The organism is Paraburkholderia rhizosphaerae, assembly GCF_004366595.1.
Taxonomy (GTDB): Bacteria; Pseudomonadota; Gammaproteobacteria; order Burkholderiales; family Burkholderiaceae; genus Paraburkholderia; species Paraburkholderia rhizosphaerae.
This window is the reverse complement of record NZ_SORE01000006.1, coordinates 1-23,983: the sequence shown is the minus strand read 5'-3', so window position 1 is coordinate 23,983 and position 23,983 is coordinate 1. Positions and strand designations below refer to the sequence as shown.

Here is a 23,983-nt window from a genome sequence, read left to right as displayed (position 1 = left end):
AGGAAGCGACGTGCGACCGGTAGCTTACTGCGCGCCTCGCGCGCGGGAAACAGAAGAGTAATGCGGCGCGCCTTGCAGGTGTGTTACGGAGGGTTTCCGCACGGTTACGCGCCGTTACTGCGGCGCGCGTCTGGCGACAGGCGGCAATGCTTTTGCGAAGGGAACAGACGGATGAGACGCTGGGCCGCGAACGCGGCGGCCGACATCGCACCGGCGGTTGCGGCTGAAACTGTGCTGAACCGGCGATGCGATGTTGACTGCGATCAAGCGATCAGACGCGAGCGTCGGAAGAGACCTGGCGAGCCTGCTTGCCAGCCGCCGCACGACAGGCGGGCGCATCAGGGCGGCTCTGGCAGATCGCTGCGCCCGGCGCGATGCTTTTGATGGCTGACGGTGCTTTTGCTTTCACCGACGTTGCGACCAGCACCGCGACCGGCTTGACCGATGCGGTTTTCGAACCACGACGCGTACGCCGATGATCGATCCACGCAAGAAATAACACCCCCAACGATCCGCCCGGCAGAACGAAAACGACTGCGAACAGCGCGAGTTTCCACCAGCGATACGGCTTCTGAAAATTAAGCAGCGCGGAATCGATCAGGGAGCGGCTCAAGCCGCCAAGGGTGTTTTTCAGATACAGCATCGCGGGATTTCCTCTGCGGCCGGCCGGAGCGGGCACGCGGCGAATCGGTCAGAACATGGTCTCGGGTGGCGCGAATCGCGCGTAACTCGTTGACTGACATAATATTGCCTATGCAATTAAGTTTCAACATACTTCGCGCGCGACCCTGAAGCGCGTGTTGTTTTTCAGCCAGCCGACCTGCCGCGATCGAGTTTTTGTCATATGAATCTGATCGCGCGATTGAGCGTATGTCGTTGCATGAGACGCCGCATATAGTGCTTATAAAAGCATTTTATGCAAGTTTCATCTAATCGTCCTGGGAATTGGACCGCCAGAGGGGCCGGGGTGGCTCTGGCCTATGCTGCGGTAAAACGTACCCGAAACCGGACGGCATCCGGGCAATGTTTTAGTTGCCTAGGCATGGAAGCTATTGGATGGATGTGCGTAACCTATCGATCCTTGTTTCGCGTTTTGACGCAATCAAACCGTACGGGCGAAAAAAAACGGCATCGGCTGATGCAGATGCCGCCGCACTAAACGGACCGGGGAACGACGATCCGCGCTTTCAGGCGGAAAAGGAAAACCGCGGTGTCGTTTTACTGACCTTCTACCAGGATTTCGACGCGGCGATTCTTCGCGCGGCCGGCGGCGGTCGAATTAGGCGCGACCGGCGACGCGCTGCCGTAACCGTTCACGCTGTACTTCGCGGCGCGCAGGCCGTGCGAACCGAGATAGGCCTGCACGGAGCGAGCACGCGCGACCGACAACCGCTCGTTCAGCGCAGTGGAGCCGGTCGAATCGGTATAGCCGGCAATCGTGAGTTGCTGGATATCGACGCCGCGATTGGCGGCGATCAGATCGTCGAGATTCGCTCTCGCCGTCTGTGTCAGCGACGCGCTGTTGAGTTCGAAGTTTGCGTCGCCTTGCAACGTGACCTTGCGCACCGGCGCAGGCGGCGCGGGCCGCGCAACGGGTTGCGTCGCGACCGGCGGCGCGGGCTGCGGGACCACCGGCGCCGCGCAGGTGAAGAGGATTTCGCGCGGGTCGTTATCCGGCTTGTAACCGGCGGCCGCGCGATCGACTGCGGAAACGCGCAACGCTTGCCTGTCGCCGCAGACTTTCTTCACCTGGTCCATACAGCTTTGGCTGCTCTGCGCCAGCCCCAGACATTGCACCCGATGCGCCTGCGTGCCATTGGCCAGTGTGATCACATCGTTGTTGTAGGTCAGGCCAGACGAAGTCGTGCAACCAGCCGCAAAGGCGACGCACGCGGCAGCGACGGAGAGTCGAATGATCATGGGGCTTCCCGATGGAATTAAAGGTGCTCGAACAATAAATTCGGGCCCGTTCAACACCAATCGGAGAAGTCTTAAAGCATTCAGCTCTCGCGCTGTGCCGCGTCTGGCTGATTACTGCGACACGGGTTCACCGGTAGGTGATGGCATCGTTTGCCCCGGCATCGTGTCGGTCGGGTGCGCAGCGGACGGAGCCGGCGCGTGAGCCGGTACATTGTCGTTCGCATTGCCGCCTCGCACAAACTGCTTGAAATCCGCGCCCGCTTCCCACGGGTTCGGTTTGCAGCCGAGCGAGCTGTCGCAATGCGCCGAGAAGCCGATCGTGAATGATCCGTCGTTATTGCCCGTCTTCGTAATCTGATACGCCAGCGCGCGCCTGCCGCCATCCGGGCCGGCGGTCTGGATCAGCGAATCGGTGCTGATCGTCACGTCGTAGCGCGAGTGATCGGTGACCCACGTTTTCGCACGTTGCCACCACGTATCGCATTCGGCCTTTGTCGTGCACGTGAGCGGTGCAGTGGCGGTTTGCATCACGTCGGGATTGACCTGCCCGCGCGTCGAGCATCCGGCGGCGAGCACGCACAAGATTGCCAGGAGACCTCTTTTCATCGCACTTCTTCCTCCCTGAACGAAGCACGCCGGTTGCGCAGATTACGTTGCGCGCCGGTCGGTCTGCAATACGGGTTGGACCTGCAAGCGTCGGGCGTGTTTCATCTGTCCGGAGCTGCGTGGTGAAACAGCCCAGTGAAATGGCCCAGTGAAACAGCACGCGACGGCGGCGGAATTCTTGCTGCTCAGCGTGCGAGCCGTCTTCGAAAACGGGTAGACGTTACATCGCGGCGTGCGCAACGCCGCGATGTTTTACACGCGAGTCAAACGCTGAACCGGTTCAGCGTGTACGCGCGATAAGCGGCGACGAATGCGTCGAATGAACCGACCTCTTCGCGCTCGAGCTTTTCCTGCGCTGCAAGTGACTCCGTCGCGAGTTTCGTGAACTCCTCCGTCGACTTCGCATCGAGTGGGTGCGCGCGGAAAAATGCCGCGTGCGCCTCGCTCTGCGCGAGTCCGAATGCGAGGAAGCCCTGCTGCCGGTCGCGCATCGTTTGCAGCACGCGCGCGGAAGGAGTCAACGATGGGTCCGCGAGTTTCGCGCGTTGCGTGGCGACCGCGCGCGCGTGACTGTCGTCGCCGTGAATCGTGTCGAGCGTCGCCGCCGCAATCGCGATGCGGTCGAGCAGTTCATTTGCCCAGTCGACCATCGCGACCGGCTGGCCGTCGCGGATCAATTCGAGGCCCGGCTTGCGCCCTTCCGTTGTCACGAGGCAGAAGTTTTTGTTGGCTTCCGTGTACGCGGGCGGCGGCAGCAGCGCGCTGTCGTCGAGCGCGCAGACGAGCAGATACGCATCGAGGAATCGGGCGGCTTCCAGAGAGATGCCGATCGGCTCGAACGGGTCGATGTCCATGCAGCGTACTTCGACGTATTGCACGCCACGCGCCGCGAGCGCATGCAGCGGCCGTTCACCTGAATACGTGACGCGCTTCGGACGGATCGTCGAGTAGAACTCGTTCTCGATCTGCAATACGTTGGTATTGATTTGTATCCATTCGCCGTTGCGTTTCGTGCCGATCGCTTCGTATTGCGGATACGGCTGGCTGACCGCTTCGGCGAGCGCTTCGAGATAACCGGGAAGCGTGTCGTAGTCCGCGTGCAGCGCGGATTGGCCTGTCGTATTCGAGTAGCCGAGGTCGCTCATCCGCAGGCTTGTCGCGTACGGACGGTAGAACGTGTCGGCGTCGAACACGTCGAGCGTATGCGGGCGATTGCGCAGGAAACGCCGGTCGAGCGCCGGTGACGCGCCGAACAGATACATCAGCAGCCAGCTGGTGCGGCGGAAATTGCGAATCAGCGCGAGGTAGCGTTCCGACTGGAAATCGACCGCGGACGCAGTGGATTGCTGATCGGCGTGCAGCAACCGCCACACTTCTTCGTTCAGCGAATAGTTGTAGTGGATACCGGCAATGCATTGCATCGTGCGTCCGTAGCGCAGTGCGAGGCCGACGCGATATACGTATTTCAGCTTGCCGATGTTCGACGAGCCGTAACGCGCGATCGGAATCTGGTCGTCGTCAGGCAGCAGCGCGGGCATCGAGTTGTTCCACAAGATCTCGTCGCCGAGCCGCGAGTAAACGAAACGATGCAACGTGTCGAGTTGCTCGAGCGCGAGCGACGCATCGTGCTCGGCGGGCGTGATCAGTTCGAGCAGCGCTTCCGAATAGTCGGTCGTCAGCGACGGATGCGTGAGCGCGGAACCGAGCGCGCGAGGATGCGGCGTCATCGCGAGGACACTGTCGTGTGTGACACGCAGACTTTCTTTTTCGATGCCGCGCAGGCCCGTGGTCAGCGCGTCGCGCTGCGGGCCGGAAGTCAGCACGGACAGGCGGTGTTGCAGCGCGTCGGTCGTGCGGGGGGATTTCGTGTTTGGCATTGAACGGATATCGCACGTTGCCGGTAGTGTCCGGCTACCGCATGCTTGGTGCGGTTGACCTCGTGCAGCGCAATTTTCAGTAGCGGGCACTTTAACATCTCGCCACGACGGCTGCTTGACGTGACTTTGCGGGCTTTCAAAGCGGCTCGATGGCAACACAATCTGCTTTGAATCGGGCGTCCGATGGTGAGTCTACTGTACGCTGCGCGCGGGGGTTTTTCACGGCGCGCAATCGTTTGGATGGTTGATCGTCACGCTTCGGGGCGCTGAGCTTAGCGGCGGCGGCTAGCCGGCGCGGTTGACGCATCGTTAGCGATGTCAACGATCAACTCGAGTGCAATGTGTTCATCCGGTTGGTGACTTTTACACCGCGCGCGATCGTTTCGATGGTTGACGGCGGCGCTTCGGGCCGCCGTTCTCATGCGCGGCCGCGAGCCGGCGCAGCCACCCTATCTCCGTTAGCAACGTCAACGATCAACCGCCGCGCGCCGCGCCCATCCGGTCGGTGACTTCATTCCACAGATGCATGGCCGCATACGCGCGCCACGGACGCCAGGCGTCGGTGCGCGTGCGCTGCTGCGTCGGCCGGACCAGCGCCGGATCGCGCGCGGCGATCGACTGCATCAGCACGAGATCCCATGCGGGCCACGCGTCGGGGTCGCGCCATGCGCGCATCGCGACGTACTCGACCGTCCACGGGCCGATGCCGGGCAGCGCGAGCAGCGCGTCGCGTAGCGTCGTGGTGTCGGCGGCCGGATCGTCGAGCGGAACCGCGCCGGTCGCGACCGCTTGCGCGAAGCCTTGCAGCGCGGCGACGCGTTTGCCAGGCATACCGATTTGCGCAAGATCGACCGACGCCAGTGCGGCCGGCGTCGGAAAACGCCATGCGGTGCGCTCGTGCGGATGGTCGTCGATGCGCTTGCCGGCGCGCTCGACCAGCCGGCCAATGATGGTCGTCGCCGCCTTTACGCTGACCTGCTGGCCGACGATCGCACGCACCACCAGCTCGAAACCGGACCACGCGCCCGGCACACGCAGGCCCGGCGCCGCGTCGACGAGCGGCGCGAGCCACGGATCGGCGGCAAGGCACGCGCCGATCGCACGCGGGTCGGCGCGCAGGTCGAACATCCGCGAGATCGGTGCGGCGAGCGCCTGCGCGTGGCGCGCGGCGGCGCCGTCGATCGTCGCGATCAGGCAATGCTTGCGCGGATGGCGCGTGACCTGCAGCGTGCCGCTGTCGCCGGCCCATTCGATTGCGCGGCGGTACGCGCCGTCTTCGACGGCTTCGACGCCCGGCGTCGCGCGGCCGGCGAAGAAACGCAGTGTGCGCGGCCAGTCGAACGGGGCTTTGAACGGAAGTTCGAGTTTGACGGTGTTCGGCGTGCTCAAGCGGCGTGATCCAGGTCGGCGGTTGTTGCGTTTGAGATGGAGTTACCGCTGATCGAAGCGTCGCCCGCCGATGCGGCGGTGGCGCACGGTGCGGTGCCGTCGCCGCGCTGCCGCTCCGCATCGAGCAGCGCCGCCTTGCGCTGCGCGCCCCAGCGGTAACCGCTCAGCGAGCCGTCCTTGTGCAACACGCGATGGCATGGGATCGCGAGCGCCACAGGGTTCGACGCGCACGCGCCGGCGACCGCCCGTACCGCCCGCGGCGAGCCGACTGCAGCCGCGATATCCGCGTAGCTGCGCGTCTCGCCGTACGGAATCCGACGCAACGCGTCCCAGACGCGCTGCTGGAACGCGGTCGGCGCGATATCGAGCGGCAGGTCGATGCGCTGGCGGGATCCGCGCAGGTACGCATCGATCTGTGCGACGAAGGGTGCGAGTTTCGTCGCATCTTCGACGATCTCGGCGTTGGCGAATTCGCTGCGCAGTGCCACGACGAGCTCCGCTTCGTCATCGCCGAACGCGATCTTGCAGATTCCGCGGTCGGTGGCCGCGACCAGCGCGACGCCGAGTGCGGTCGCCGCGCGGGCATAGCGCACGACCAGTCCCGCACCCTTGCGGCGATACGCGGACGGCGCCATGCCGAGCTCGGCGGGCGCGGTGTCGTACATCCGCGATGGCGAGCCGAATCCGGCATCGACGGTTGCGCGGGTGACGTTCGCGCCCCGCTTCAGCGCGTCGCGCAGCGCGGCGCCGCGTTGCGCTGCCTGATATTGCCGCGGCGACACGCCGACCACGCGCTTGAACAGTCGTTGCAGATGGAATGCGCTGACGTGCACTGCGTCGCTCAACTGCGCGAGCGTAAGCCGCTGCTGCGGATCGGCGTCAAGCACCGCGCATGCGCGATTGACGATCTCCATTTCGCGCGGCAAACCAGCCGGCTGGCAGCGCTTGCAATCGCGGTAGCCGGCGGCGCGTGCGTCATCCGGCGTCACGAAGAATTCGACGTTCTCGCGGCGCGGCTGCCGCGACGCGCATGACGGCCGGCAGAATACGCCGGTCGTCTTCACCGCATAGAAGAAGGCGCCGTCCGCCTGCGCGTCATGGCGCGCGACAGCGGCCCAACGGTCGGAATCAGTGGAATAGACGGGTTTCATCGTCAGCGCTCGTAGGTAAGTTTCGACGGTTCCAATTTACGGCGCACGTCGACACACTACGCTCCGGTTCTTGCTCTGTCATCGCCGCTCGCGGCTCAGCATTGGGGCGCTCCCACATATTGGGGGCCGATCGCAAATCCCTATGCTGATGCGGCAAAACGACACGACATCGGGTTTTCCCTTAAAAAAATATTGCGTCGCGGTAGGGCGTTGTGTATAGTGATTCCTGTCTCCTCCATGTCTCCTCCTGATATGGATTCAGCCCGCTCAAATTCAGCGGGCTTTTTTTCGTCCATACGTTTTGCGTGGTGTCGTATGGCGGGGGCTGGGGTGCGGCGCATTCGGTTCCGCCGGCGTCTGCCGCGGGTGACCGGTGCCGGTGCGGCGGTTGGCGTGACCCGGTCCGCCGCGCGCGCCTCCTTCCATTTTGCGCCGCTTCGCGCTGGCTACCTCACCTTTCCCCTACACTCTTCCTCACGGTCGGAACCAGCGAAGAGGTGGCATCCATGAAGTTTCACATCCGCGAGATTGACCACGTCGTAATCAGGGTCGCAGACGTCGACGCGATGACGCGTTTCTACCGCGATGCGTTGGGTTGCAGCGTCGAAAAGGAGCAACGGGACATCGGCTTGACCCAACTGCGGGCGGGGCGATCGCTGATCGATCTGCTGCAGATTGGCGCGAAGATCGATCGTCCGGATAGCGGACCGCCGAGCGCTGGCCGCAATATGGATCACTTGTGCCTGCGCATCGAGCCATTCGACGAAGCCGCGCTTGAAGCGCATCTGATCGAACGCGGTGCGCGCATTGGCGAGAAAGCGGTTCGCTATGGCGCGGATGGGTTTGGCCGGTCGATTTATCTGTTCGATCCAGAAGGCAATATGGTCGAGCTGAAGGGGCCGCCGGAGGCCGCACGGACGACTTCGCTCTAACGGGCGCAAGCGCCCAGCGCCCTTTCGTCGCGCCGCTCCTCCAACGCGACCGTAATTGCCGCGTCCCTCGAGCAAAGCGCACATCCCAGACAGGCAGTTCGCCTGCCTCACCGGCGCTGCCCGGCGCCGGCGTTCACTTGACGCCGTGTGCCACTGAATTCGCATCCGGTGCCGCCTTCAGCACCGTCCATTCGATCGGCACCGCGTCTGAATCGGCGCTGCCGAGCCACGCGTCGCCGTCCTGCACCGTGCATTGCAGACGCATCGTCCTTTGCGCGAGCGCGCCCAGTGCTTCCGCAACGCCATCACCCAGCGACCAAACGGTGACGTTTCGCAGCCGTTCGACCTTGTTGCGCACGCCCTGCCACCAGATGTCGGAAGTTCGCCCGCCGTATGCAATCACGATCACCTTGTTCGCGCGCCCGCTCGCCTTGGCGATGCGCCGCTCGTCCGGCTGGCCGACGTCGATCCACGTTTCGATCGCGCCAGTGAGGTCCTTTTCCCAAAGATCCGGCTCATCGGTGTCGGAGAGCCCTTTGCAGAATTCCAGCCTTTCCTGCGCAAACAGCGCAAATGCGGCGACACGGACCATCATTCGCTCGGCGGTTTCGGACGGATGCAACGCGATGGTCAACGAATGGTCGGCGTAGTAGTGCCGATCCATATCGGCTATCTGCAGTTCGGCCTTATAGATTGTCGATTTGAGCGCCATGGAAAGTCCCGGCCCCGCAAACGCGGACCGGATGGTAAAGAGTGATTCGGGGCCGTAATAGCGTGCCATTTTCGTACCGCCTCTGTCGGTCGCTCTGTCGCGCGCATGCGCGTCTCGCGGTTGAAACAGCTTTTGCCGGAGCGCGACGTCGACGGTGTTTCTCGCTTGCCGCCACAAACCGCTCAGCTTCCTATGATTTGAAACGAAGCAATGAGCGTGCCGCGGGAAACTAACCATCAGCGGAATCAAAAGAGGCACGAGGAGCGTGATCATACCGAATCTGCCGACCGGAGATGACACTGCGATGGCGACGGAGAGACGTTGCCGTGAAGGGATGCGCAATGACGCGATGCCCGTTCATGCGCAAAGCATCCGATGAATGCGGGATGTTGGTATGCGCGAGCGCCGACGAGCAAAACGCGAAACGGCCAGGCGTATTATTCGCCCAGCCGTTTTCCGCGCGTGCAATCGCTTCGCTTGTTCGGTCTTCTAATGACCGCTACTGTCTGGCTTTCCCCGACTATGCGTCGGGTGAAAACCGACTATTGCTTGATAAACCGATCGTTGGTCCAGAGACCTTCGGTGTCGCTATTCGCTGCGTTCACGAATTCGACTTCATGTCCGACTACACGGACGACGCGGAAATTCGCGTTTTCCGGAGTGGAGAGGCACTGGAAGCCGGAGAAATATTCCTGCATTTTCTGCTGCTCGCCGGCTTGCTCATGCTGATTCACGGCGTCGAGCTTGTCCTTCGACAGACAGCCATACGAATTCGGCTTGAATTGCACGGTCTGCTGCGGTTTGATGACGGCGTCCTGGGCCTGAGCGGCAGACGCCGCAGCCAAACTGGCCATAACGAAGAGAACGGCGACTCGCATCTTCATATAAACCTCCGTGCGGGTTAATACTCAGGTTAACTATGTATTTAACTTCAGGGGATGACCCGCAACTTTCACTCTAGAAGATGTTAGCTGGACGACAAGCACATCTTGTGTGCGACTGCAATAGCGGCGGATTGTCGCACCTTCGCCAGCGCATATCGGCGCGCGCCATTGCGCGTTGTATCGATGCGTTTCTAATCGCTTAAGCATTCAGGTTTGCGTCGGATTGCGTTGTCTGACAATCCTTTGCGGCGCTTATTCTCGTTTACGAGAACCAGCAATTAAGCGAATGGCTAAAGGTTTTAACGCCCCTTGATGCGTCGCACACAAAGTCATTCGCCGTCATCGCAAAAACGCACGGTGTGATGTGGCAAACGAAGAATAAAAATAATGCCCGAACGACAACGTGTTTCCCGAGGATGTGCGACGCTGGCGACTCGTCTTGCGCTTCGCGAGAGTTCGTGGATAAATCGCGACTTTCCAGGGAGATCTCGTCATGACGCTGGCCCACTGGCTTCCGTTCGCTATCGCATCCGCCATTCTCGTCGCGATTCCAGGCCCCACCGTGCTGCTGGTCGTGTCGTATGCGCTCGGCCACGGGCGGCGTTACGCGCTGACGACTACCGCCGGCGTTGCGCTTGGCGATCTGACGTCGATGACCGCGTCAATGCTCGGCCTGGGCGTGATCCTCGCTGCATCCGCGACACTTTTTACCGCGCTGAAGTGGGTGGGTGCGGCCTACCTGATCTATCTGGGCGTGAAACTGTGGCGAGCGCCGGTGACAGCCGGCGACGCGGCGTTCACCGCCAGCGCAGAGACGCACACCGGCCGCATCTTTGGCCATGCGTACGCGGTAACGGCGTTGAACCCGAAGAGCATCGTCTTTTTTGTCGCCTTCGTGCCGCAGTTTATTGATACACAAGTGGCAACCTGGTCGCAGATCGCCCTGTTCGAAGCAACGTTTGTTGCGCTCGGCACAATCAATGCGTTGGGTTATGCGCTGCTTGCATCGGCGGCGCGCCGGGCGATCCGTCGTCCGGGCGTGCAACTTGCTGTGAATCGGACGGGTGGAAGCTTACTGATCGGGGCCGGCATGCTCGCAGCGGCCTGGAAAAAGGCCGCTGCCTAAGCCGGACCGAGGCGCGACCAATGCGTGGCCGAGGTCGCCAAACGTGAGAAAGATTGTGCGTGCGCACCCGCATGAATTGCACGCAGTGGAAGGTAGGACGCCTACAATGCAATTGCGAGTCAACATCGATCCCAGGAGGCTAATGTGATCGAGCATCTGGTTTTGGGCGCATTTCTGATCGTGCCGCTTTTGATCGTCGCTTTCCTATTCTCCGATGAGCTTTGGCAAGAACACCGTCATCAGCTCGAGGAAGAATTCGAGGCGGCGCATCGGATGGATTGGCGGCACCCGATCCGTAGCCTGCTGCATCACTGAACGTCCCGAAGGCGGGTCGCTGCGCGAGAGCGAGGACGCGTCCGAGGTTGTTTGTTCGTTTTCGCGGGTGGCGTACGTCGTGTCGGTGTTGGCGCGCTGACGCTGTTGAGTCTCGCTCTGACCACGTTGTGCAGTCGGGGATTCAACCGCGCGGCGGGACGGCAGATGTCCGCGGTGATGGCCCCATGCTGACAGGTCGCGTAGCGGGCGAGCAGTCCGCTAGCGTAGCGTTACGATTCTCCGCAGTTGCCGTTCGTGCACTGCAAAATACCCCCCAAAGGCCGCATTGTTCGTCCAATCGAGCTGGTAGTCGCGCGCGTACGCTTGGCTTGTCGCACTCGATTTTCCCATCGCGCATCAAATGCAACCTGGCGGTTTTCCGAGGGTGGCGCGACGATTAAATCGACGCTACAGTATTCATCAGAACATCAGAAGTACGAGAACGTACGGACCTGACAATTGCACCGGGGGGGCGCATATGAACGGGTTGCTTGATCGCGATATTGCGCATATCGCGCGCGTGATGCGTCCATCGTTGACCGGGGACCTTGGCGGTCCGATCCTGTCGTCGAGTTATTGGCGAACGCGCCTGCATCGGTTGCTTGAAGCGCCGATGCTGACCAAGGCTCAGCTTTGCTCAATCGATAGTCTGCTGCTCGAACTCGATGAGTTCGACGCCGGCGGCTTCGGCGTGATGTTTCCGCAACCGGTCGATGGAAACGACGGGGCGCGGGGAACGCATGAGGCGGTGCAGTCGGTGCAGTCGGCGTAGGCGGTCGCCGAGCGAGCCCGGGCCGCGCGGTTTGGTCTACCTTGGTGGCCTCGCTACTTGCCTATGCAGAACCGGCTAAAGATCACGCCCAATAGATCGTCGGATGTGAACTCGCCGGTAATCGAATTCAGTTGCTCCTGAGCGAGCCGCAATTCTTCAGCGAACAGATCCAGTGCCTGTGCGTTCTGGTCGGCGTGCTGTGTGGCGAGCGTCAAGTGTTCGTCGGCGGCGCGCAGTGCGATCAGATGCCGTTCTCGCGCGAGATAAACGCTCTCCGCGCCCGCTTGCCATCCGGCAATTCGCAGCAGTTCGGCTCGCAGCAACGCGATACCGTCGCCATGCTTCGCGGAAAGCCGGATCTCGCGCACTGAGGCGCCGCGAGCGTCATCGAGTTCGTGCACGGCCGCCGGGAATTCCGTTAGATCGGTCTTATTCAACACGCGTACGACCGGCACGCCCTTCGGAAAACGCTCAGCGATCCGCTCGTCTTCTGCGTTCATGCGTTCTCGCGCGTCGAGCAAATGCAGCACGACATCTGCCTTCTCAATCTCGGTCCACGTGCGCGCGATGCCGATCTTTTCAACTTCATCTTCGGTGTCGCGCAAGCCGGCCGTATCGATCACGTGCAACGGAATGCCTTCGATCTGGATCGTTTGCGCGACCTTATCGCGCGTCGTGCCGGCGATCGGCGTAACGATCGCCAGTTCGGCGCCCGCCAGTGCATTCAACAGCGACGATTTGCCGACATTCGGCTGCCCCGCGAGCACGACCGACAGCCCCTCGCGCAGCAAAGCGCCCTGCCGCGCTTCACTTAGCACGACCGCCAGCTTCTCGCGAATTCGTGCGAGCTTGCCGCGCGCGTCCGCGGCTTCGAGGAAATCGATTTCCTCTTCGGGGAAGTCGAGCGTCGCTTCGACCAGCATCCGCAACGTGATCACGTCTTCGACCAGCGCATGGATGTCACGCGAAAAGGCGCCTTCGAGCGAACGTCCAGCCGAACGCGCCGCGGCTTCGGTGCTCGCTTCGATCAGATCCGCGACGGCTTCAGCCTGCGCGAGGTCGAGCTTGTCGTTGAGGAACGCGCGGCGGGTGAATTCGCCAGGCTCGGCGAGACGCAACGCGAAGGCCTTGCCGACGTCGATGCAGCGTTGCAGCACCAACTGCAGCACAATCGGACCGCCGTGCCCTTGCAGTTCGAGCACGTGTTCGCCGGTGTAGGAGTTCGGCGCCGGAAAGTACAGTGCGATGCCGCGGTCGAGCGGGTTGCCGGCCGCGTCGAGAAACCCGACGTAGCTTGCGTGGCGAGGCTTCAGCACCTGTCCGGTGAGCGCGCGCATCACCGATTCGGCTGCGGCTTCCTCTGCCCGTCCAAACGAAATCCGCACGACTCCGATCCCGCCGCGCCCGGGTGCGGTGGCAATGGCGACGATCGGATCGGAATCGGTTGAGAGCATGGCAAATCGACAATCTGAAAAGTCGCAAAGTGCGCGGCGCGACCGGTTTTTCAAGCGCCGTGCATTGTATCGCGCGGTTCGCTGTGCCTTGGGGCGCGGCCCCGTGTCTTAATTTGCCGAAGGCACATGCAGACTTATCTTAATTGAGATAAGGTAAAGAAAGGATAAATTAGGTTGACTCTGGCGCGATCTCACATGTGCCGGGTTCCGCATCCTGCGTTTAGGCATCAAGCGCTACCGCGATGACTTCTCTGATTCGGCTCTTAACTGAGTTAGCAATATCTCAAATACGCTAATCCTAGCGTGCCTGGTTGGCTACGGCGATCGGATCGAATTGCACAATCTGCGCATGCCTACTACCGACGAAAAGCAGGCCTTTGCCGATCGCCTGAAGCTTGCGTTGCGACGCGCCCCGGGAAAGCCGGAGGGTCCGACCGAGCTCGCGCGGTTTTTCAACTTGCGCTATCAAGGCGAGCCCGTTTCCACACAGACCGTGGACAAATGGCTCAAAGGTCGCACGATTCCGAAACAGGACAAGCTCGAAACGCTTGCGAAAGCGCTCGGCGTCGATTTGCACTGGCTGCACTATGGACCGTCGCCGAAGGTGACGAACACGAAGAAGAAGCCCAAGGCAACGCCGCCACCATCCGACGATAAATATCCGGTGTCACCGGAATCGCTTGAGATGGCGAACAAGATTGAATCGCTGGCGCCGCATCATCGCTACCTGGTGCAGGAGTTGATCGCGCAATTCTACGGTGACGTCGAGGAAGAGTGATCAACTGCGTGGGCGTTGGGCAAGAACGCCAGCAACAGGCGTGACGCAATAAAAAAGCCGTCCCTCGGGACGGCTTTCTTTTGGTACTTCGTGCTGTAAGTAGGCATCGCGCGAAGTACGGCAGCCACTTCGGCGCCGCTCATCGCACCACGCCTATCACGCCGGCTTCTTCTTGCTCGCGCCCATCATCCGCGTGATGTAGTACTGCTGCGCGATCGACAGCACGTTGTTCACGACGTAATACAGCACCAGACCCGCCGGGAAGAAGAAGAACATCACCGAGAACGCGAGCGGCATGAACATCATCATCTTGGCCTGAACCGGGTCCGGCGGCGTCGGGTTCAGTCGCGTCTGGATGAACATCGACACGGCCATCAGCACTGGCAGGATGAAGAACGGGTCCTGTTGCGACAGATCGTGAATCCAGAGAATCCACGGCGCGCCGCGCATTTCCACCGACGACAGCAGCACCCAGTACAGCGAGATAAACACCGGAATCTGGATCACGACCGGCAGACAGCCGCCGAACGGATTCACCTTCTCGGTCTTGTAGAGCTCCATCAGCGCCGAGTTCATCTTCTGCGGATCGCCCTTGAAGCGTTCGCGCAGCGCCTGCATCCGCGGCGTGATTTCCTTCATGCGCGCCATCGACTTGTAGCTGGCCGCCGACAGCGGGAAGAACACCGCCTTGATCAGCACGGTCAGCAGCACGATTGCCCAGCCCCAGTTGCCGACATAGCTGTGGATCTTTTCGAGCAGCCAGAACAGCGGCTTCGCGATGATCGTCACCCAGCCGTAGTCCTTCACGAGCTCGAGGCCCGGCGCGATGCCTTCGAGCATCCGCTCTTCTTCAGGACCGGCGAACAGGCGCGCCGACACCGTGTACGACTGACCCGGTTCAATGGTCGGCAGCTGCTGCGTGACGCCCACGCGATACAGCTGCGGGTCGATCTTGTTGATGTAGATGTTGCGCTTCACGCCCTCTTTCGGAATCCACGCGGTCGCGAAATAATGCTGGACCATCGCGACCCAGCCGTTGTCCGCAGTGGTGGCGTAATCGTCCTTATTCTTGTCGACGTCGCTGAACGACAGCTTCTGGAAGTGATGCTCGTTCGTGTAAACCGCCGGTCCGATAAACGTATGCGAGAAGCGCGGCGTTTCGACCGCCTGGCTGTCGCGCACGAGTTCCATATACGCGGTCGGCGCGACCGGCTTCGTGCCGACGTTCTCGACCTTCGTTTCGACGTTGATCACATAGCTGCCGCGCGTGAACGTGTACGTCTTGATGGTCCGCACGCCGCCCATTTCCGGCGACGCGAGGCTGATCGACATCGTGTCCTTGCCGGACGCGAGGTCATGCGTCTGATCCGGCAGCGGCGTGAAGATCGTGTTGTGGTTCGGGAAATCACCACCGTACAGACCGGTGCGCGCGAGATACGTGTGGTCCTTCGTGTGATCGAACAGCGTGATCACGAGGTCCGGCTCCTTACCGCCGTCGCCTTGCTTGATCAGCGTCAGCTTCGACAGCGTGCCGCCACGCGTATCGATCACGCCGCGGAACACGTCAGTGCTAAACGGCACCAGCGCGGCCTGCTGATCAGCCGGTGCGGTCGCGCCAGGCGCGGCACCCGCTGCTGCGTTAGCCGCTTGCGGAGGCAGATCAGAAGGCTGCGTGCCAGGCGTCGTCGTGCCCGGCTCCGCGGTCGCTGTGGTGTGCGTCTGCGTCGCGCTCGGGAAGAACATCGACGGATGCCCGTGGGACCGTTGCCAGTTGTCGAAGAGCATGACAACCGATACGAAGAAGATGACCCAAAGGACCGTGCGTTTGATATCCATGTTGTCTCAGTGTCGAGGCGAGAGCGCCTCAGCGCTTTTCAGATTTGGGTGGCGGGACAAGATCGACGCCGCCGGCCGAAAACGGATGGCAGCGGCACAGACGCCTGACGGCGAGGTACGTTCCGCGCGCGGCGCCATGATACTGGATTGCTTCGCGCGCGTAATCAGAACAGGAAGGATAAAAACGGCACCGGTTGCCGAGCAGTGGACTCACGGCAACTTTGTAAAACCGCAGTAAAGCGAACAGAACCGTTTGCATCGCTAGAGCGGCCGGACCGCGCCGCGCATCTGAAAAACCCGGCATGTTGCCAGGACGTCGCGCCTGCAGATGACGACAAGCGCGCGGAACGCAAGCCCAGGGTTTCATCGGGTTCGCGGCGCTTCCGCACCGGCTGGCGCGGCAGCATCGGGTGGTGCGGCTTCACGCCGCACGATCTCGCGGGCCACCTTATCGAACAGCGACTCGATCTCACCGCGACACAACGCCTTCAACGGCGCCGACGCGGCGCTGGGGAAAGCTTTCTTGTCGATCTTCGTATGAAGCCGGATCAACACGTCCCACCCGCCGAACTCCCCGCGACGCACCCGGAACGCTTCGCGCGCGAGCCGGCGGATCAGATTCCGCGTGGCGGCGCGCGGCGCAAACTTCTTGCCGATAACCAACCCGAGCCGTGCCGGATTCCCGGTAGGCCGCGCATAGACGACGAAATGCGCGGTACGCCGCCACGGACGCAAACGAAAAACGGATGAGAACTCATCCGTTTTGAGCAGTCGGGCGGCTTTGGGAAAGGCGGCTTGCGTTTGCGGCAACTGGGCTTTGAGACCCGATTGCTGCGCGGCTGCTGCCGTTCCCGCCACATCGCGGGGATCAGCCACAGCGCGGGGCACTACAGATAGATGCGCAAAAACCGCTGATGACGACGGCCGAGCCTGCCTTAGATGGCGAGGCGCTTACGGCCCTTCGCGCGGCGAGCGTTGATGACCTTGCGGCCGCCGGCGGTCTTCATGCGCACGCGGAAACCATGGGTGCGCTTGCGACGGGTAACGGAAGGTTGGTAAGTACGTTTCATGTTGCTCTCACTTTCTTGTGTGAAATGTCCACTTGGGAACCGCTCATGACCGCTTGCGGACTGTGCGGCGCGCTTGGATCCACGCCGGGAACCACGCCTGGAACGGGCGCTTGGCGACCCGGCACTGACATCAACCGGGCGGCACGAGAAATTGGTTTCTGCGGAACCCGCTATTTAAACCGGTTTTCTTTTGGTCGTCAATAGTTTAGGTCGGCGTTCGCGCCGCGAAGTATCGCACGTAGGCGCCACGGAAGCGTCACGCAAACGATGCACACCACCCCGCACGCCATTGATCGTGCCCTGTGGATAACTCAACTTGCGCGCTCGATTTGGGTTTAGAATCTCGCCTTACATCCCAAGAATCCTGCACGCCGCTCCACTACGCTCGTAGCCGCAAACCCTTGTGGCACAAGCGTCTGGAGCTGTTTCGTCCGACTGTTTTGGGCCCTCGTCGCGTATGCGTGACAAGAGCAGCGGCGAATGCGCGGTGCAACCATAACGACAGCGACTCGATGAACGATTTCTGGCAACACTGTTCCGCATTGCTGGAGCGTGAGTTGACGCCCCAGCAGTACGTGACGTGGATCAAACCGTTGGCCCCGGTCTCCTTCGATGCCGACGCTCACACGTTGAGCATTGCGGCGCCGAACCGGTTCAAGCTCGACTGGGTGAAAAGCCAGTTTTCCGGACGTATCACTGACATGGCGCGCGATTTCTGGCATACGCCGGTCGACGTGCAGTTCGTTCTCGATCCCAAGGCTTCGATGCGCGGGGCACCGCAGGCGCCGGCTCAGGCGCGTGCGTCGTCGATGAATGGCGGCGCGGCCGCGGTCGACGCGGCGGTGAGCGCCGTGCAAGCGGCGCAGGCTGCGCGTATTGGCGGCTTCGGCGCGACCGCGGCTGCAGGCGGTGCATCCACGATGGGCGCCTCACAGTACGCCCACGGCCATTCATCACGCCAAAGCGCGGCAGACGATGCCGCCGACCTCGATCTCCCCAGCCTCGACGCCAACGAAGCCGCCGCCGCGCGCCGCACGTGGCGCCCGGCGCAAGGCGCGACGCCCGCCGGCAACAGCGGCGAGACCGACTCGATGTACGAGCGCTCGAAGCTGAACCCGGTTTTGACCTTCGACAATTTCGTCACCGGTAAAGCGAACCAGCTTGCGCGCGCCGCGGCGATTCAGGTCGCGGACAACCCGGGCGTCTCGTACAACCCGCTGTTCCTGTACGGCGGCGTGGGCCTTGGCAAGACGCACCTGATCCACGCGATCGGCAACCAGCTGCTGATGGACAAAGCCGGCGCGCGCATCCGCTACATCCACGCGGAGCAGTACGTATCGGACGTCGTGAAGGCGTACCAGCGCAAAGCGTTCGACGACTTCAAGCGCTATTACCACTCGCTCGACCTGCTGCTGATCGACGATATCCAGTTCTTCTCCGGCAAGTCGCGCACGCAGGAAGAGTTCTTCTACGCGTTCGAGGCGCTGGTCGCGAACAAGGCGCAGGTGATCATCACCAGCGATACGTATCCGAAGGAAATTTCGGGCATCGACGACCGGCTGATCTCGCGCTTCGACTCGGGCCTGACGGTCGCGATCGAACCGCCCGAGCTGGAAATGCGCGTCGCGATTCTGATGCGCAAGGCGCAATCGGAAGGCGTGAGCCTGTCGGAAGACGTCGCGTTTTTCGTGGCGAAGCACCTTCGGTCGAACGTGCGGGAACTGGAGGGCGCGCTGCGGAAGATTCTCGCGTATTCGAAGTTCCACGGCCGCGAGATCACGATCGAGCTGACGAAGGAAGCGCTCAAAGATTTGCTGACGGTTCAGAACCGGCAGATTTCTGTCGAAAACATTCAGAAGACCGTCGCTGATTTCTACAGCATCAAGGTCGCGGACATGTATTCGAAGAAGCGGCCTGCGAACATTGCGCGCCCGCGGCAGATCGCGATGTATCTGGCGAAGGAGTTGACGCAGAAGAGCCTGCCGGAAATCGGCGAGCTGTTCGGCGGCCGCGACCACACGACCGTGCTGCACGCGGTGCGAAAGATTGCGGACGAACGGGGCAAGGACGCGCAGCTGAACCACGAACTGCACGTGCTCGAGCAGACGCTCAAGGGCTGACGCGGCGGTGGCGGCGGCCCGGCGGGCGAAGTCACTCGCATCGCAGGCGGAGCGAACCGGGGCTTGATCGCTGACAAGGCGATAAGGGGCAACCAGCGCGAGCAGGGCGACTAAGACAGATCGGCAAAATCGATCTGTTTCTTTCGCTGCGCGCCCCCAAATTAAGGAAGCGCTACCGTTTTCAGGCACAATATAGGTTTAACCGCCCGGCCGAGCGACTTTGAGTTGGCTAAGGCGAGCGGGGTAGGTGAATGACGCCGGACGGCGCGCGGTAGGGCGCCGGCGGGGGGCCGGGGCCCACGCGCTAGCTGGTCGAAGCGATCAGGCAAAGCGAGCAGGCCGACACATCAACGAAGGAACTCTATGCAACTGGTCAAGACCGAACGAGATAACCTCCTCAGGCCGCTGCAAACCGTGAGTGGCATTGTTGAACGCCGCCATACGTTGCCGATCCTCGCCAATTTGCTGATTACCAAGAACGGCCCCGACGTGTCGTTCCTATCGACGGACCTCGAGCTACAAATCACCACCCATGGCGACTTCGGCGTCGGTGGTGAATCGGTGGCGACGACGGTCGCAGCAAGAAAACTCCTCGACATTCTGCGCGCGATGCCCGACGGGCAAGTCACGCTGACGCTGAACGACAAGCGTCTGACGGTGCAGTCCGGCAAGAGCCGCTTTGCGCTGCAAACGCTGGCCGCGGACGAGTTCCCGACGGTCTCGCAAGCGAAGGACTTCGGCGCGAACCTCGCGGTGCCGCAGAAGACGTTCCGCCAGCTGCTCGGCATGGTGTACTTCGCGATGGCGCAGCAGGACATCCGCTACTACCTGAACGGCATGCTGCTGGTGGTGGATGGGAATCAACTGATGGCGGTCGCGACGGACGGCCACCGTCTGGCGTTTTCGTCGATGAAAATTGAAGGCTCGTTTGCGCGCCAGGAAGTGATCATCCCGCGCAAGACGATTCTTGAACTGCAGCGTCTGCTTGAAGATATCGACGATGTGTTGAAGATCGACATTGCGCCGACGCAAGTGAAGTTCAGCTTTGGCCAGGTGGAACTGGTGTCGAAGCTGGTGGAAGGCAAATTCCCGGATTTCCAGCGCGTGATTCCGAAGACGCACAAGAACTCGTTCGTGATCGGGCGCGAGGAGTTGCAGCGCTCGCTGCAGCGCGCGGCGATTCTGACGTCGGACAAGTTCAAGGGCGTGCGCTGCATTATCGAGCCGGGCCAGCTGAAGATCATGTCGACGAACGCGGACCAGGAAGAAGCGCAGGAAGAACTGGAAATCGCGTATCAGGGCGACGCCGTCGATATTGGCTTTAACGTCACGTACCTGTTGGACGTGCTGGCGAACCTGAAGGTGGACATGTTGCAGGTGAGCCTGGGCGACGCTAGCTCGAGTGCGTTGATTACGATTCCCGAGAATGACGAATTCAAATATGTGGTGATGCCGATGCGCATATAACGCGACCGACAATAAGAACAGACCAAGGGGCGCATCGCCCCTTTGCCGTTTTTATGGTGTTTTGAAAATACCCCGTGCAGTAACGAAGCAGTACGCAGAACCGGAAGGAACCCATGAGTGAACTGAACCATACCCAACCCGATAACAGCTACGGCGCCTCGTCGATTCAGATCCTGGAAGGTCTGGAGGCGGTGCGCAAGCGACCGGGTATGTACATTGGCGACACATCGGACGGGACCGGTCTGCACCACCTCGTGTTCGAAGTGCTGGACAATTCGATCGACGAAGCGCTGGCGGGCTATTGCGACGATATTCACGTGACGATTCACGCGGACAACTCGATTTCGGTGATTGATAACGGCCGTGGTATTCCGACTGGCCTGAAGATGGATGACAAGCACGATCCGAAGCGCAGCGCGGCGGAAATCGTGATGACTGAGCTGCATGCGGGCGGGAAGTTCGATCAGAACAGCTATAAGGTGTCGGGCGGGTTGCACGGCGTGGGTGTGTCGTGCGTGAACGCGCTTTCGTCGTGGTTGCGGTTGACCGTGCGCCGCGATGGGAAGAAGCACTTTATGGAGTTTCATCGCGGCGTGCCGCAGAACCGTGTTGTCGAGGAAGTGAATGGCGAGCGGGTTTCGCCGATTCCGGTCATGGGCGATACGGAGAATCGTGGGACTGAAGTGCACTTTATGGCGGATGAGACGATCTTCGGCCATGTTGAATACCACTATGACATTCTGGCTAAGCGGATTCGGGAGTTGTCGTTTCTGAATAACGGTGTGCGGATCCGGTTGACGGATTTGCGCTCGGGTAAGGAAGATGATTTTGCGTTTGGCGGTGGCGTGAAGGGGTTTGTTGAGTTCATCAACAAGACCAAGAGCGTGCTGCATCCGACGATTTTTCATATCGTCGGGGAGAAGGATGGTGTGGGCGTTGAAGTGGCTATGCAGTGGAATGATAGCTACAACGAGAATGTGCTTTGCTTTACTAATAATATTCCGCAGCGGGATGGTGGGACCCACTTGACTGGGTTGCGGGCGGCGATGACGCGGGTGATTAATAAGTACATCACCGATCAAGAGATTGCTAAGAAGGCTAAGGTTGAAACTTCTGGCGATGATATGCGTGAAGGGCTTTCGTGCGTGCTCTCCGTGAAGGTGCCGGAGCCTAAGTTTAGTTCGCAGACTAAGGACAAACTGGTTTCGTCCGAAGTGCGCGCGCCGGTTGAGGAAGTTGTCGCTAAGGCGCTTGAAGAGTTTTTGCTTGAGACGCCGGCCGACGCGAAGATTATTTGCGGGAAGATTGTGGATGCTGCGCGGGCTCGTGATGCTGCTCGGAAAGCGCGGGAGATGACGCGGCGGAAAGGTGTGCTTGATGGGGTTGGGCTGCCTGGGAAGCTCGCTGACTGCCAGGAGAAGGATCCGGCTAAGTCGGAGATTTATATCGTTGAGGGTGACTCTGCTGGCGGGTCTGCTAAGCAAGGTCGCGATCGCAAATTCCAAGCGATTTTGCCGCTGCGTGGGAAGGTGCTTAACGTTGAGAAGGCGCGGTACGACAAGCTGTTGTCTTCTGAACAGATCGTTACGTTGATTACCGCGCTTGGCTGTGGCATCGGCAAGGAGGATTACAACCTCGATAAGCTGCGGTATCACCGCATCATCATCATGACGGATGCGGACGTTGATGGTGCACACATTCGGACGCTGCTGCTGACGTTCTTCTATCGGCAAATGCCGGAGATGATCGAGCGTGGGTATATCTATATCGCGCAACCGCCGCTTTATAAGGTTAAGGCGGGGAAGGACGAGCGGTATCTTAAGGATGGTGCTGAGCTCAACGCGCATATGCTTCGTCTTGCGCTGAATGGCTCCGAACTTATCGCGTCGGAAGGTGCTACGCCGATCGCCGGCGACGCGCTTGGCGAACTGGCTCGCTCGTATTTGCTCGCTCAAGCCGTAGTTGAGCGCCTGAGCAAGCTGTACGACGCCAACGCACTTGAAGCTGTTATGGACGGCGTCACGATCGATCTTTCCAGTGAAGCTTCTACGGAAGTGTCAGCAAAGTCGCTCGAAGCAAAGCTGCGCGATGACGCACTCAAGCCCGAGGTCAGTGTGCATCCGATGTATGACCCGGTGCGTGAACTGCGCTCGCTACGTGTCGAGCGGCGTCATCACGGCAACGTGAAAGTTTCGGTTATCGATGAAGAGTTTCAACTGACGGCTGACTATCAGCAACTCGTGAACACTGCGAATACATTCAAAGGGTTGATTGGAACGGGTGCTGTTATTAAGCGTGGCGAGCGCAGCATGGCCGTTAGCGACTTTAAGAGCGCGATGAAATGGTTGATCGCCGACGCTGAGCGCAATGTTTCGAAGCAGCGCTATAAGGGGCTGGGCGAGATGAATCCTGAGCAGCTTTGGGAGACGACTATGGATCCCAATGTGCGGCGGCTGCTGCGAGTTCAAATTGAAGATGCGATCGCGGCCGACGGAATTTTCACCACGCTTATGGGCGATGAAGTTGAGCCGCGCCGTGCATTTATCGAGTCTAACGCGCTGCGTGCGGGAAATATTGATGTTTGATTCGTCTGCTGCAGGGAAACGGAATTCATTAGACTATCGCCGAATTACTTAGACGCGAAACAACGGAAATGACTAGACTTTCGTGATGTTATTGCGGAGAAAGAGCGTCGGTTCCGCACATGCATCTCATGTGCTGTTACATCAGGAGTAAGAGCAACGCCTTCGCAATGCGAGGTCGGGAGTTCGATCCTCCTCCGCTCTACCGACAGATTATCTAAAGCAGTCTAAGCATGAGACAGGAAGGATAATTTTGCACGGGGTGCAGAGTTATGCTTCCGTTTACAAAGTGCAGCCTTATGCTTCGCAAACAAAAAGCCGGCCTTGAGCCGGCTTTTTGTTTTCTCTGTTTGGTGTGACCTCTGGGGCACTGCTTGTGCCCTTGACCTGCCCCCTTCAATAGGGCCGATGGGCTTCTAGCAAAGTCCTTTTAAACTAGCTCCTGGAAAGCGGCAGGAGCATCCGCGGTTGCCCGATGTTTCGCCGCAAACTCCGACGGCGCAAGGTAGTTCAGTGCACTGTGCGGCCTTTGCTCGTTGTAGTCCTGACGCCATGCCGCGATGACAGCCCGAGCGTGCGCCAGCGTCGTGAACCTGTGGTCGTTTAGGCATTCGTCGCGGAACTTGCCGTTGAACGATTCGATGTACGCATTCTGCGTTGGCTTGCCCGCCTGAATCAACTTCAGGGTCACCCCGTTTGCATACGCCCACTGGTCGAGCGTGCGGCTCGTGAATTCCGGTCCCTGGTCTGTTCGCACCGCCTTGGGATAGCCACGGAAGCGAGCGGCACGGTCCAGTGCCCGAGCGACATACAAACCTGAGATGCCATGGTCGACGACGATGTCGACAGCCTCTTTCGTGAAGTCGTCGACGACGGTCAGGCACTTCACGCGCCGGCGAACCTGTCCGCATTTTTGTGGGTGAGGCGGTTAAAGGAATCGTTAGCCGCGCGCCTGCGTGAATCGATCGCCAAACAGAATAGCAAACTGATTC

At 60.7% G+C, this 23,983-nt stretch carries 21 protein-coding genes and 1 pseudogene; 8 read left to right on the top strand and 14 right to left on the bottom strand.

The window, feature by feature from the left end:
• Positions 1-271: 271 nt before the first annotated feature.
• The 6 genes from BX592_RS09450 to ada form a co-directional block, all read right to left on the bottom strand.
• Positions 272-643: a hypothetical protein gene (locus BX592_RS09450; RefSeq protein WP_134191443.1), complete on the bottom strand. Its 372-nt coding sequence runs from the start codon at positions 641-643 to the stop codon at positions 272-274.
• 575 nt (positions 644-1,218) lie between these two features.
• A complete protein-coding gene (locus tag BX592_RS09445; protein WP_134191441.1) occupies positions 1,219-1,920 on the bottom strand; it encodes an OmpA family protein in 702 nt (233 codons plus the stop codon).
• 111 nt (positions 1,921-2,031) lie between these two features.
• Positions 2,032-2,526, bottom strand: a complete 495-nt coding sequence (locus tag BX592_RS09440) for a hypothetical protein (RefSeq protein WP_134191439.1) — start codon at positions 2,524-2,526, stop codon at positions 2,032-2,034.
• Between the two features lie 263 nt (positions 2,527-2,789).
• The gene (gene gshA, locus BX592_RS09435) at positions 2,790-4,403 is read right to left on the bottom strand and encodes a glutamate--cysteine ligase (RefSeq protein ID WP_134191437.1); all 1,614 of its coding nucleotides are present in this window, start codon (positions 4,401-4,403) and stop codon (positions 2,790-2,792) included.
• Between the two features lie 474 nt (positions 4,404-4,877).
• A complete protein-coding gene (locus BX592_RS09430; RefSeq protein WP_134191435.1) occupies positions 4,878-5,792 on the bottom strand; it encodes a DNA-3-methyladenine glycosylase family protein in 915 nt (304 codons plus the stop codon).
• Entirely contained in the window at positions 5,789-6,943 is a 1,155-nt protein-coding gene (gene ada, locus BX592_RS09425) for a bifunctional DNA-binding transcriptional regulator/O6-methylguanine-DNA methyltransferase Ada (RefSeq protein WP_134191433.1), read from the bottom strand. The genes BX592_RS09430 and ada overlap by 4 nt, the downstream gene beginning before the upstream one ends.
• 506 nt (positions 6,944-7,449) lie before the next feature.
• On the opposite strand from ada, the gene BX592_RS09420 reads away from it, so the two are divergent.
• Positions 7,450-7,875, top strand: a complete 426-nt coding sequence (locus BX592_RS09420) for a VOC family protein (RefSeq protein WP_134191431.1) — start codon at positions 7,450-7,452, stop codon at positions 7,873-7,875.
• 133 nt (positions 7,876-8,008) lie between these two features.
• Here BX592_RS09420 and BX592_RS09415 read toward each other — a convergent pair whose 3' ends face one another.
• Entirely contained in the window at positions 8,009-8,587 is a 579-nt protein-coding gene (locus tag BX592_RS09415; RefSeq protein ID WP_134191430.1) for a YaeQ family protein, read from the bottom strand.
• 542 nt (positions 8,588-9,129) lie between these two features.
• A complete protein-coding gene (gene sap1 / locus BX592_RS09410; RefSeq protein WP_134191428.1) occupies positions 9,130-9,471 on the bottom strand; it encodes a surface attachment protein Sap1 in 342 nt (113 codons plus the stop codon).
• 493 nt (positions 9,472-9,964) lie between these two features.
• On the opposite strand from sap1, the gene BX592_RS09405 reads away from it, so the two are divergent.
• From BX592_RS09405 to BX592_RS09400, 3 genes are all read left to right on the top strand, one after another.
• Positions 9,965-10,597, top strand: a complete 633-nt coding sequence (locus BX592_RS09405; protein ID WP_134191426.1) for a LysE family translocator — start codon at positions 9,965-9,967, stop codon at positions 10,595-10,597.
• 144 nt (positions 10,598-10,741) lie between these two features.
• Positions 10,742-10,912: a hypothetical protein gene (locus tag BX592_RS33750; protein WP_166676324.1), complete on the top strand. Its 171-nt coding sequence runs from the start codon at positions 10,742-10,744 to the stop codon at positions 10,910-10,912.
• A 478-nt stretch (positions 10,913-11,390) separates the two neighbouring features.
• The gene (locus tag BX592_RS09400) at positions 11,391-11,684 is read left to right on the top strand and encodes a hypothetical protein (RefSeq protein WP_243849441.1); all 294 of its coding nucleotides are present in this window, start codon (positions 11,391-11,393) and stop codon (positions 11,682-11,684) included.
• Between the two features lie 53 nt (positions 11,685-11,737).
• Here BX592_RS09400 and mnmE read toward each other — a convergent pair whose 3' ends face one another.
• Positions 11,738-13,138, bottom strand: coding sequence for a tRNA uridine-5-carboxymethylaminomethyl(34) synthesis GTPase MnmE (mnmE, locus tag BX592_RS09395; RefSeq protein WP_134191424.1), 1,401 nt, complete (start codon positions 13,136-13,138; stop codon positions 11,738-11,740).
• A gap of 349 nt (positions 13,139-13,487) precedes the next feature.
• Between mnmE and BX592_RS09390 the strand changes: the two genes are divergently transcribed.
• Positions 13,488-13,916 carry a helix-turn-helix domain-containing protein gene (locus BX592_RS09390; RefSeq protein ID WP_134191422.1) on the top strand — a complete coding sequence of 143 codons (429 nt, stop codon included), beginning with the start codon at positions 13,488-13,490 and terminating at the stop codon, positions 13,914-13,916.
• 156 nt (positions 13,917-14,072) lie between these two features.
• Here BX592_RS09390 and yidC read toward each other — a convergent pair whose 3' ends face one another.
• The 4 genes from yidC to rpmH form a co-directional block, all read right to left on the bottom strand.
• Positions 14,073-15,752, bottom strand: a complete 1,680-nt coding sequence (yidC, locus tag BX592_RS09385; protein ID WP_134191420.1) for a membrane protein insertase YidC — start codon at positions 15,750-15,752, stop codon at positions 14,073-14,075.
• Between the two features lie 28 nt (positions 15,753-15,780).
• A complete protein-coding gene (yidD, locus tag BX592_RS09380; protein ID WP_134191765.1) occupies positions 15,781-16,011 on the bottom strand; it encodes a membrane protein insertion efficiency factor YidD in 231 nt (76 codons plus the stop codon).
• 104 nt (positions 16,012-16,115) lie between these two features.
• A complete protein-coding gene (gene rnpA, locus BX592_RS09375) occupies positions 16,116-16,628 on the bottom strand; it encodes a ribonuclease P protein component (RefSeq protein ID WP_134191419.1) in 513 nt (170 codons plus the stop codon).
• Between the two features lie 59 nt (positions 16,629-16,687).
• Positions 16,688-16,822 carry a 50S ribosomal protein L34 gene (gene rpmH, locus BX592_RS09370; RefSeq protein WP_004198824.1) on the bottom strand — a complete coding sequence of 45 codons (135 nt, stop codon included), beginning with the start codon at positions 16,820-16,822 and terminating at the stop codon, positions 16,688-16,690.
• A 512-nt stretch (positions 16,823-17,334) separates the two neighbouring features.
• On the opposite strand from rpmH, the gene dnaA reads away from it, so the two are divergent.
• The 3 genes from dnaA to gyrB all read left to right on the top strand — a co-directional run bounded on the left by dnaA (position 17,335) and on the right by gyrB (position 22,994).
• The gene (gene dnaA / locus BX592_RS09365) at positions 17,335-18,942 is read left to right on the top strand and encodes a chromosomal replication initiator protein DnaA (protein WP_243849440.1); all 1,608 of its coding nucleotides are present in this window, start codon (positions 17,335-17,337) and stop codon (positions 18,940-18,942) included.
• Between the two features lie 363 nt (positions 18,943-19,305).
• Positions 19,306-20,409 (top strand): DNA polymerase III subunit beta, encoded by a 1,104-nt coding sequence (dnaN, locus tag BX592_RS09360; RefSeq protein WP_134191415.1) that lies wholly within the window; start codon positions 19,306-19,308, stop codon positions 20,407-20,409.
• Between the two features lie 113 nt (positions 20,410-20,522).
• Positions 20,523-22,994 carry a DNA topoisomerase (ATP-hydrolyzing) subunit B gene (gyrB, locus tag BX592_RS09355; protein WP_134191413.1) on the top strand — a complete coding sequence of 824 codons (2,472 nt, stop codon included), beginning with the start codon at positions 20,523-20,525 and terminating at the stop codon, positions 22,992-22,994.
• A 427-nt stretch (positions 22,995-23,421) separates the two neighbouring features.
• Here the strand turns inward: gyrB and BX592_RS09350 are convergent.
• Positions 23,422-23,886, bottom strand: a pseudogene (locus BX592_RS09350) (IS3-like element ISBam2 family transposase); the annotation flags it as partial.
• Positions 23,887-23,983 lie beyond the last annotated feature (97 nt).

Bases quoted from the DNA above. Each gene is read 5' to 3' on its own strand.
- BX592_RS09415 (WP_134191430.1), bottom strand. From the start codon at position 8,587: ATGGCGCTCAAATCGACAATCTATAAGGCCGAACTGCAGATAGCCGAT.
- gyrB (WP_134191413.1), top strand. From the start codon at position 20,523: ATGAGTGAACTGAACCATACCCAACCCGATAACAGCTACGGCGCCTCG.
- rpmH (WP_004198824.1), bottom strand. From the start codon at position 16,822: ATGAAACGTACTTACCAACCTTCCGTTACCCGTCGCAAGCGCACCCAT.
- BX592_RS09445 (WP_134191441.1), bottom strand. From the start codon at position 1,920: ATGATCATTCGACTCTCCGTCGCTGCCGCGTGCGTCGCCTTTGCGGCT.
- BX592_RS09405 (WP_134191426.1), top strand. From the start codon at position 9,965: ATGACGCTGGCCCACTGGCTTCCGTTCGCTATCGCATCCGCCATTCTC.
- sap1 (WP_134191428.1), bottom strand. From the start codon at position 9,471: ATGAAGATGCGAGTCGCCGTTCTCTTCGTTATGGCCAGTTTGGCTGCG.
- yidD (WP_134191765.1), bottom strand. From the start codon at position 16,011: ATGCAAACGGTTCTGTTCGCTTTACTGCGGTTTTACAAAGTTGCCGTG.
- BX592_RS09420 (WP_134191431.1), top strand. From the start codon at position 7,450: ATGAAGTTTCACATCCGCGAGATTGACCACGTCGTAATCAGGGTCGCA.
- BX592_RS09440 (WP_134191439.1), bottom strand. From the start codon at position 2,526: ATGAAAAGAGGTCTCCTGGCAATCTTGTGCGTGCTCGCCGCCGGATGC.
- yidC (WP_134191420.1), bottom strand. From the start codon at position 15,752: ATGGATATCAAACGCACGGTCCTTTGGGTCATCTTCTTCGTATCGGTT.
- gshA (WP_134191437.1), bottom strand. From the start codon at position 4,403: ATGCCAAACACGAAATCCCCCCGCACGACCGACGCGCTGCAACACCGC.
- dnaN (WP_134191415.1), top strand. From the start codon at position 19,306: ATGCAACTGGTCAAGACCGAACGAGATAACCTCCTCAGGCCGCTGCAA.
- BX592_RS09400 (WP_243849441.1), top strand. From the start codon at position 11,391: ATGAACGGGTTGCTTGATCGCGATATTGCGCATATCGCGCGCGTGATG.
- BX592_RS09450 (WP_134191443.1), bottom strand. From the start codon at position 643: ATGCTGTATCTGAAAAACACCCTTGGCGGCTTGAGCCGCTCCCTGATC.
- ada (WP_134191433.1), bottom strand. From the start codon at position 6,943: ATGAAACCCGTCTATTCCACTGATTCCGACCGTTGGGCCGCTGTCGCG.
- mnmE (WP_134191424.1), bottom strand. From the start codon at position 13,138: ATGCTCTCAACCGATTCCGATCCGATCGTCGCCATTGCCACCGCACCC.
- dnaA (WP_243849440.1), top strand. From the start codon at position 17,335: ATGAACGATTTCTGGCAACACTGTTCCGCATTGCTGGAGCGTGAGTTG.
- BX592_RS09390 (WP_134191422.1), top strand. From the start codon at position 13,488: ATGCCTACTACCGACGAAAAGCAGGCCTTTGCCGATCGCCTGAAGCTT.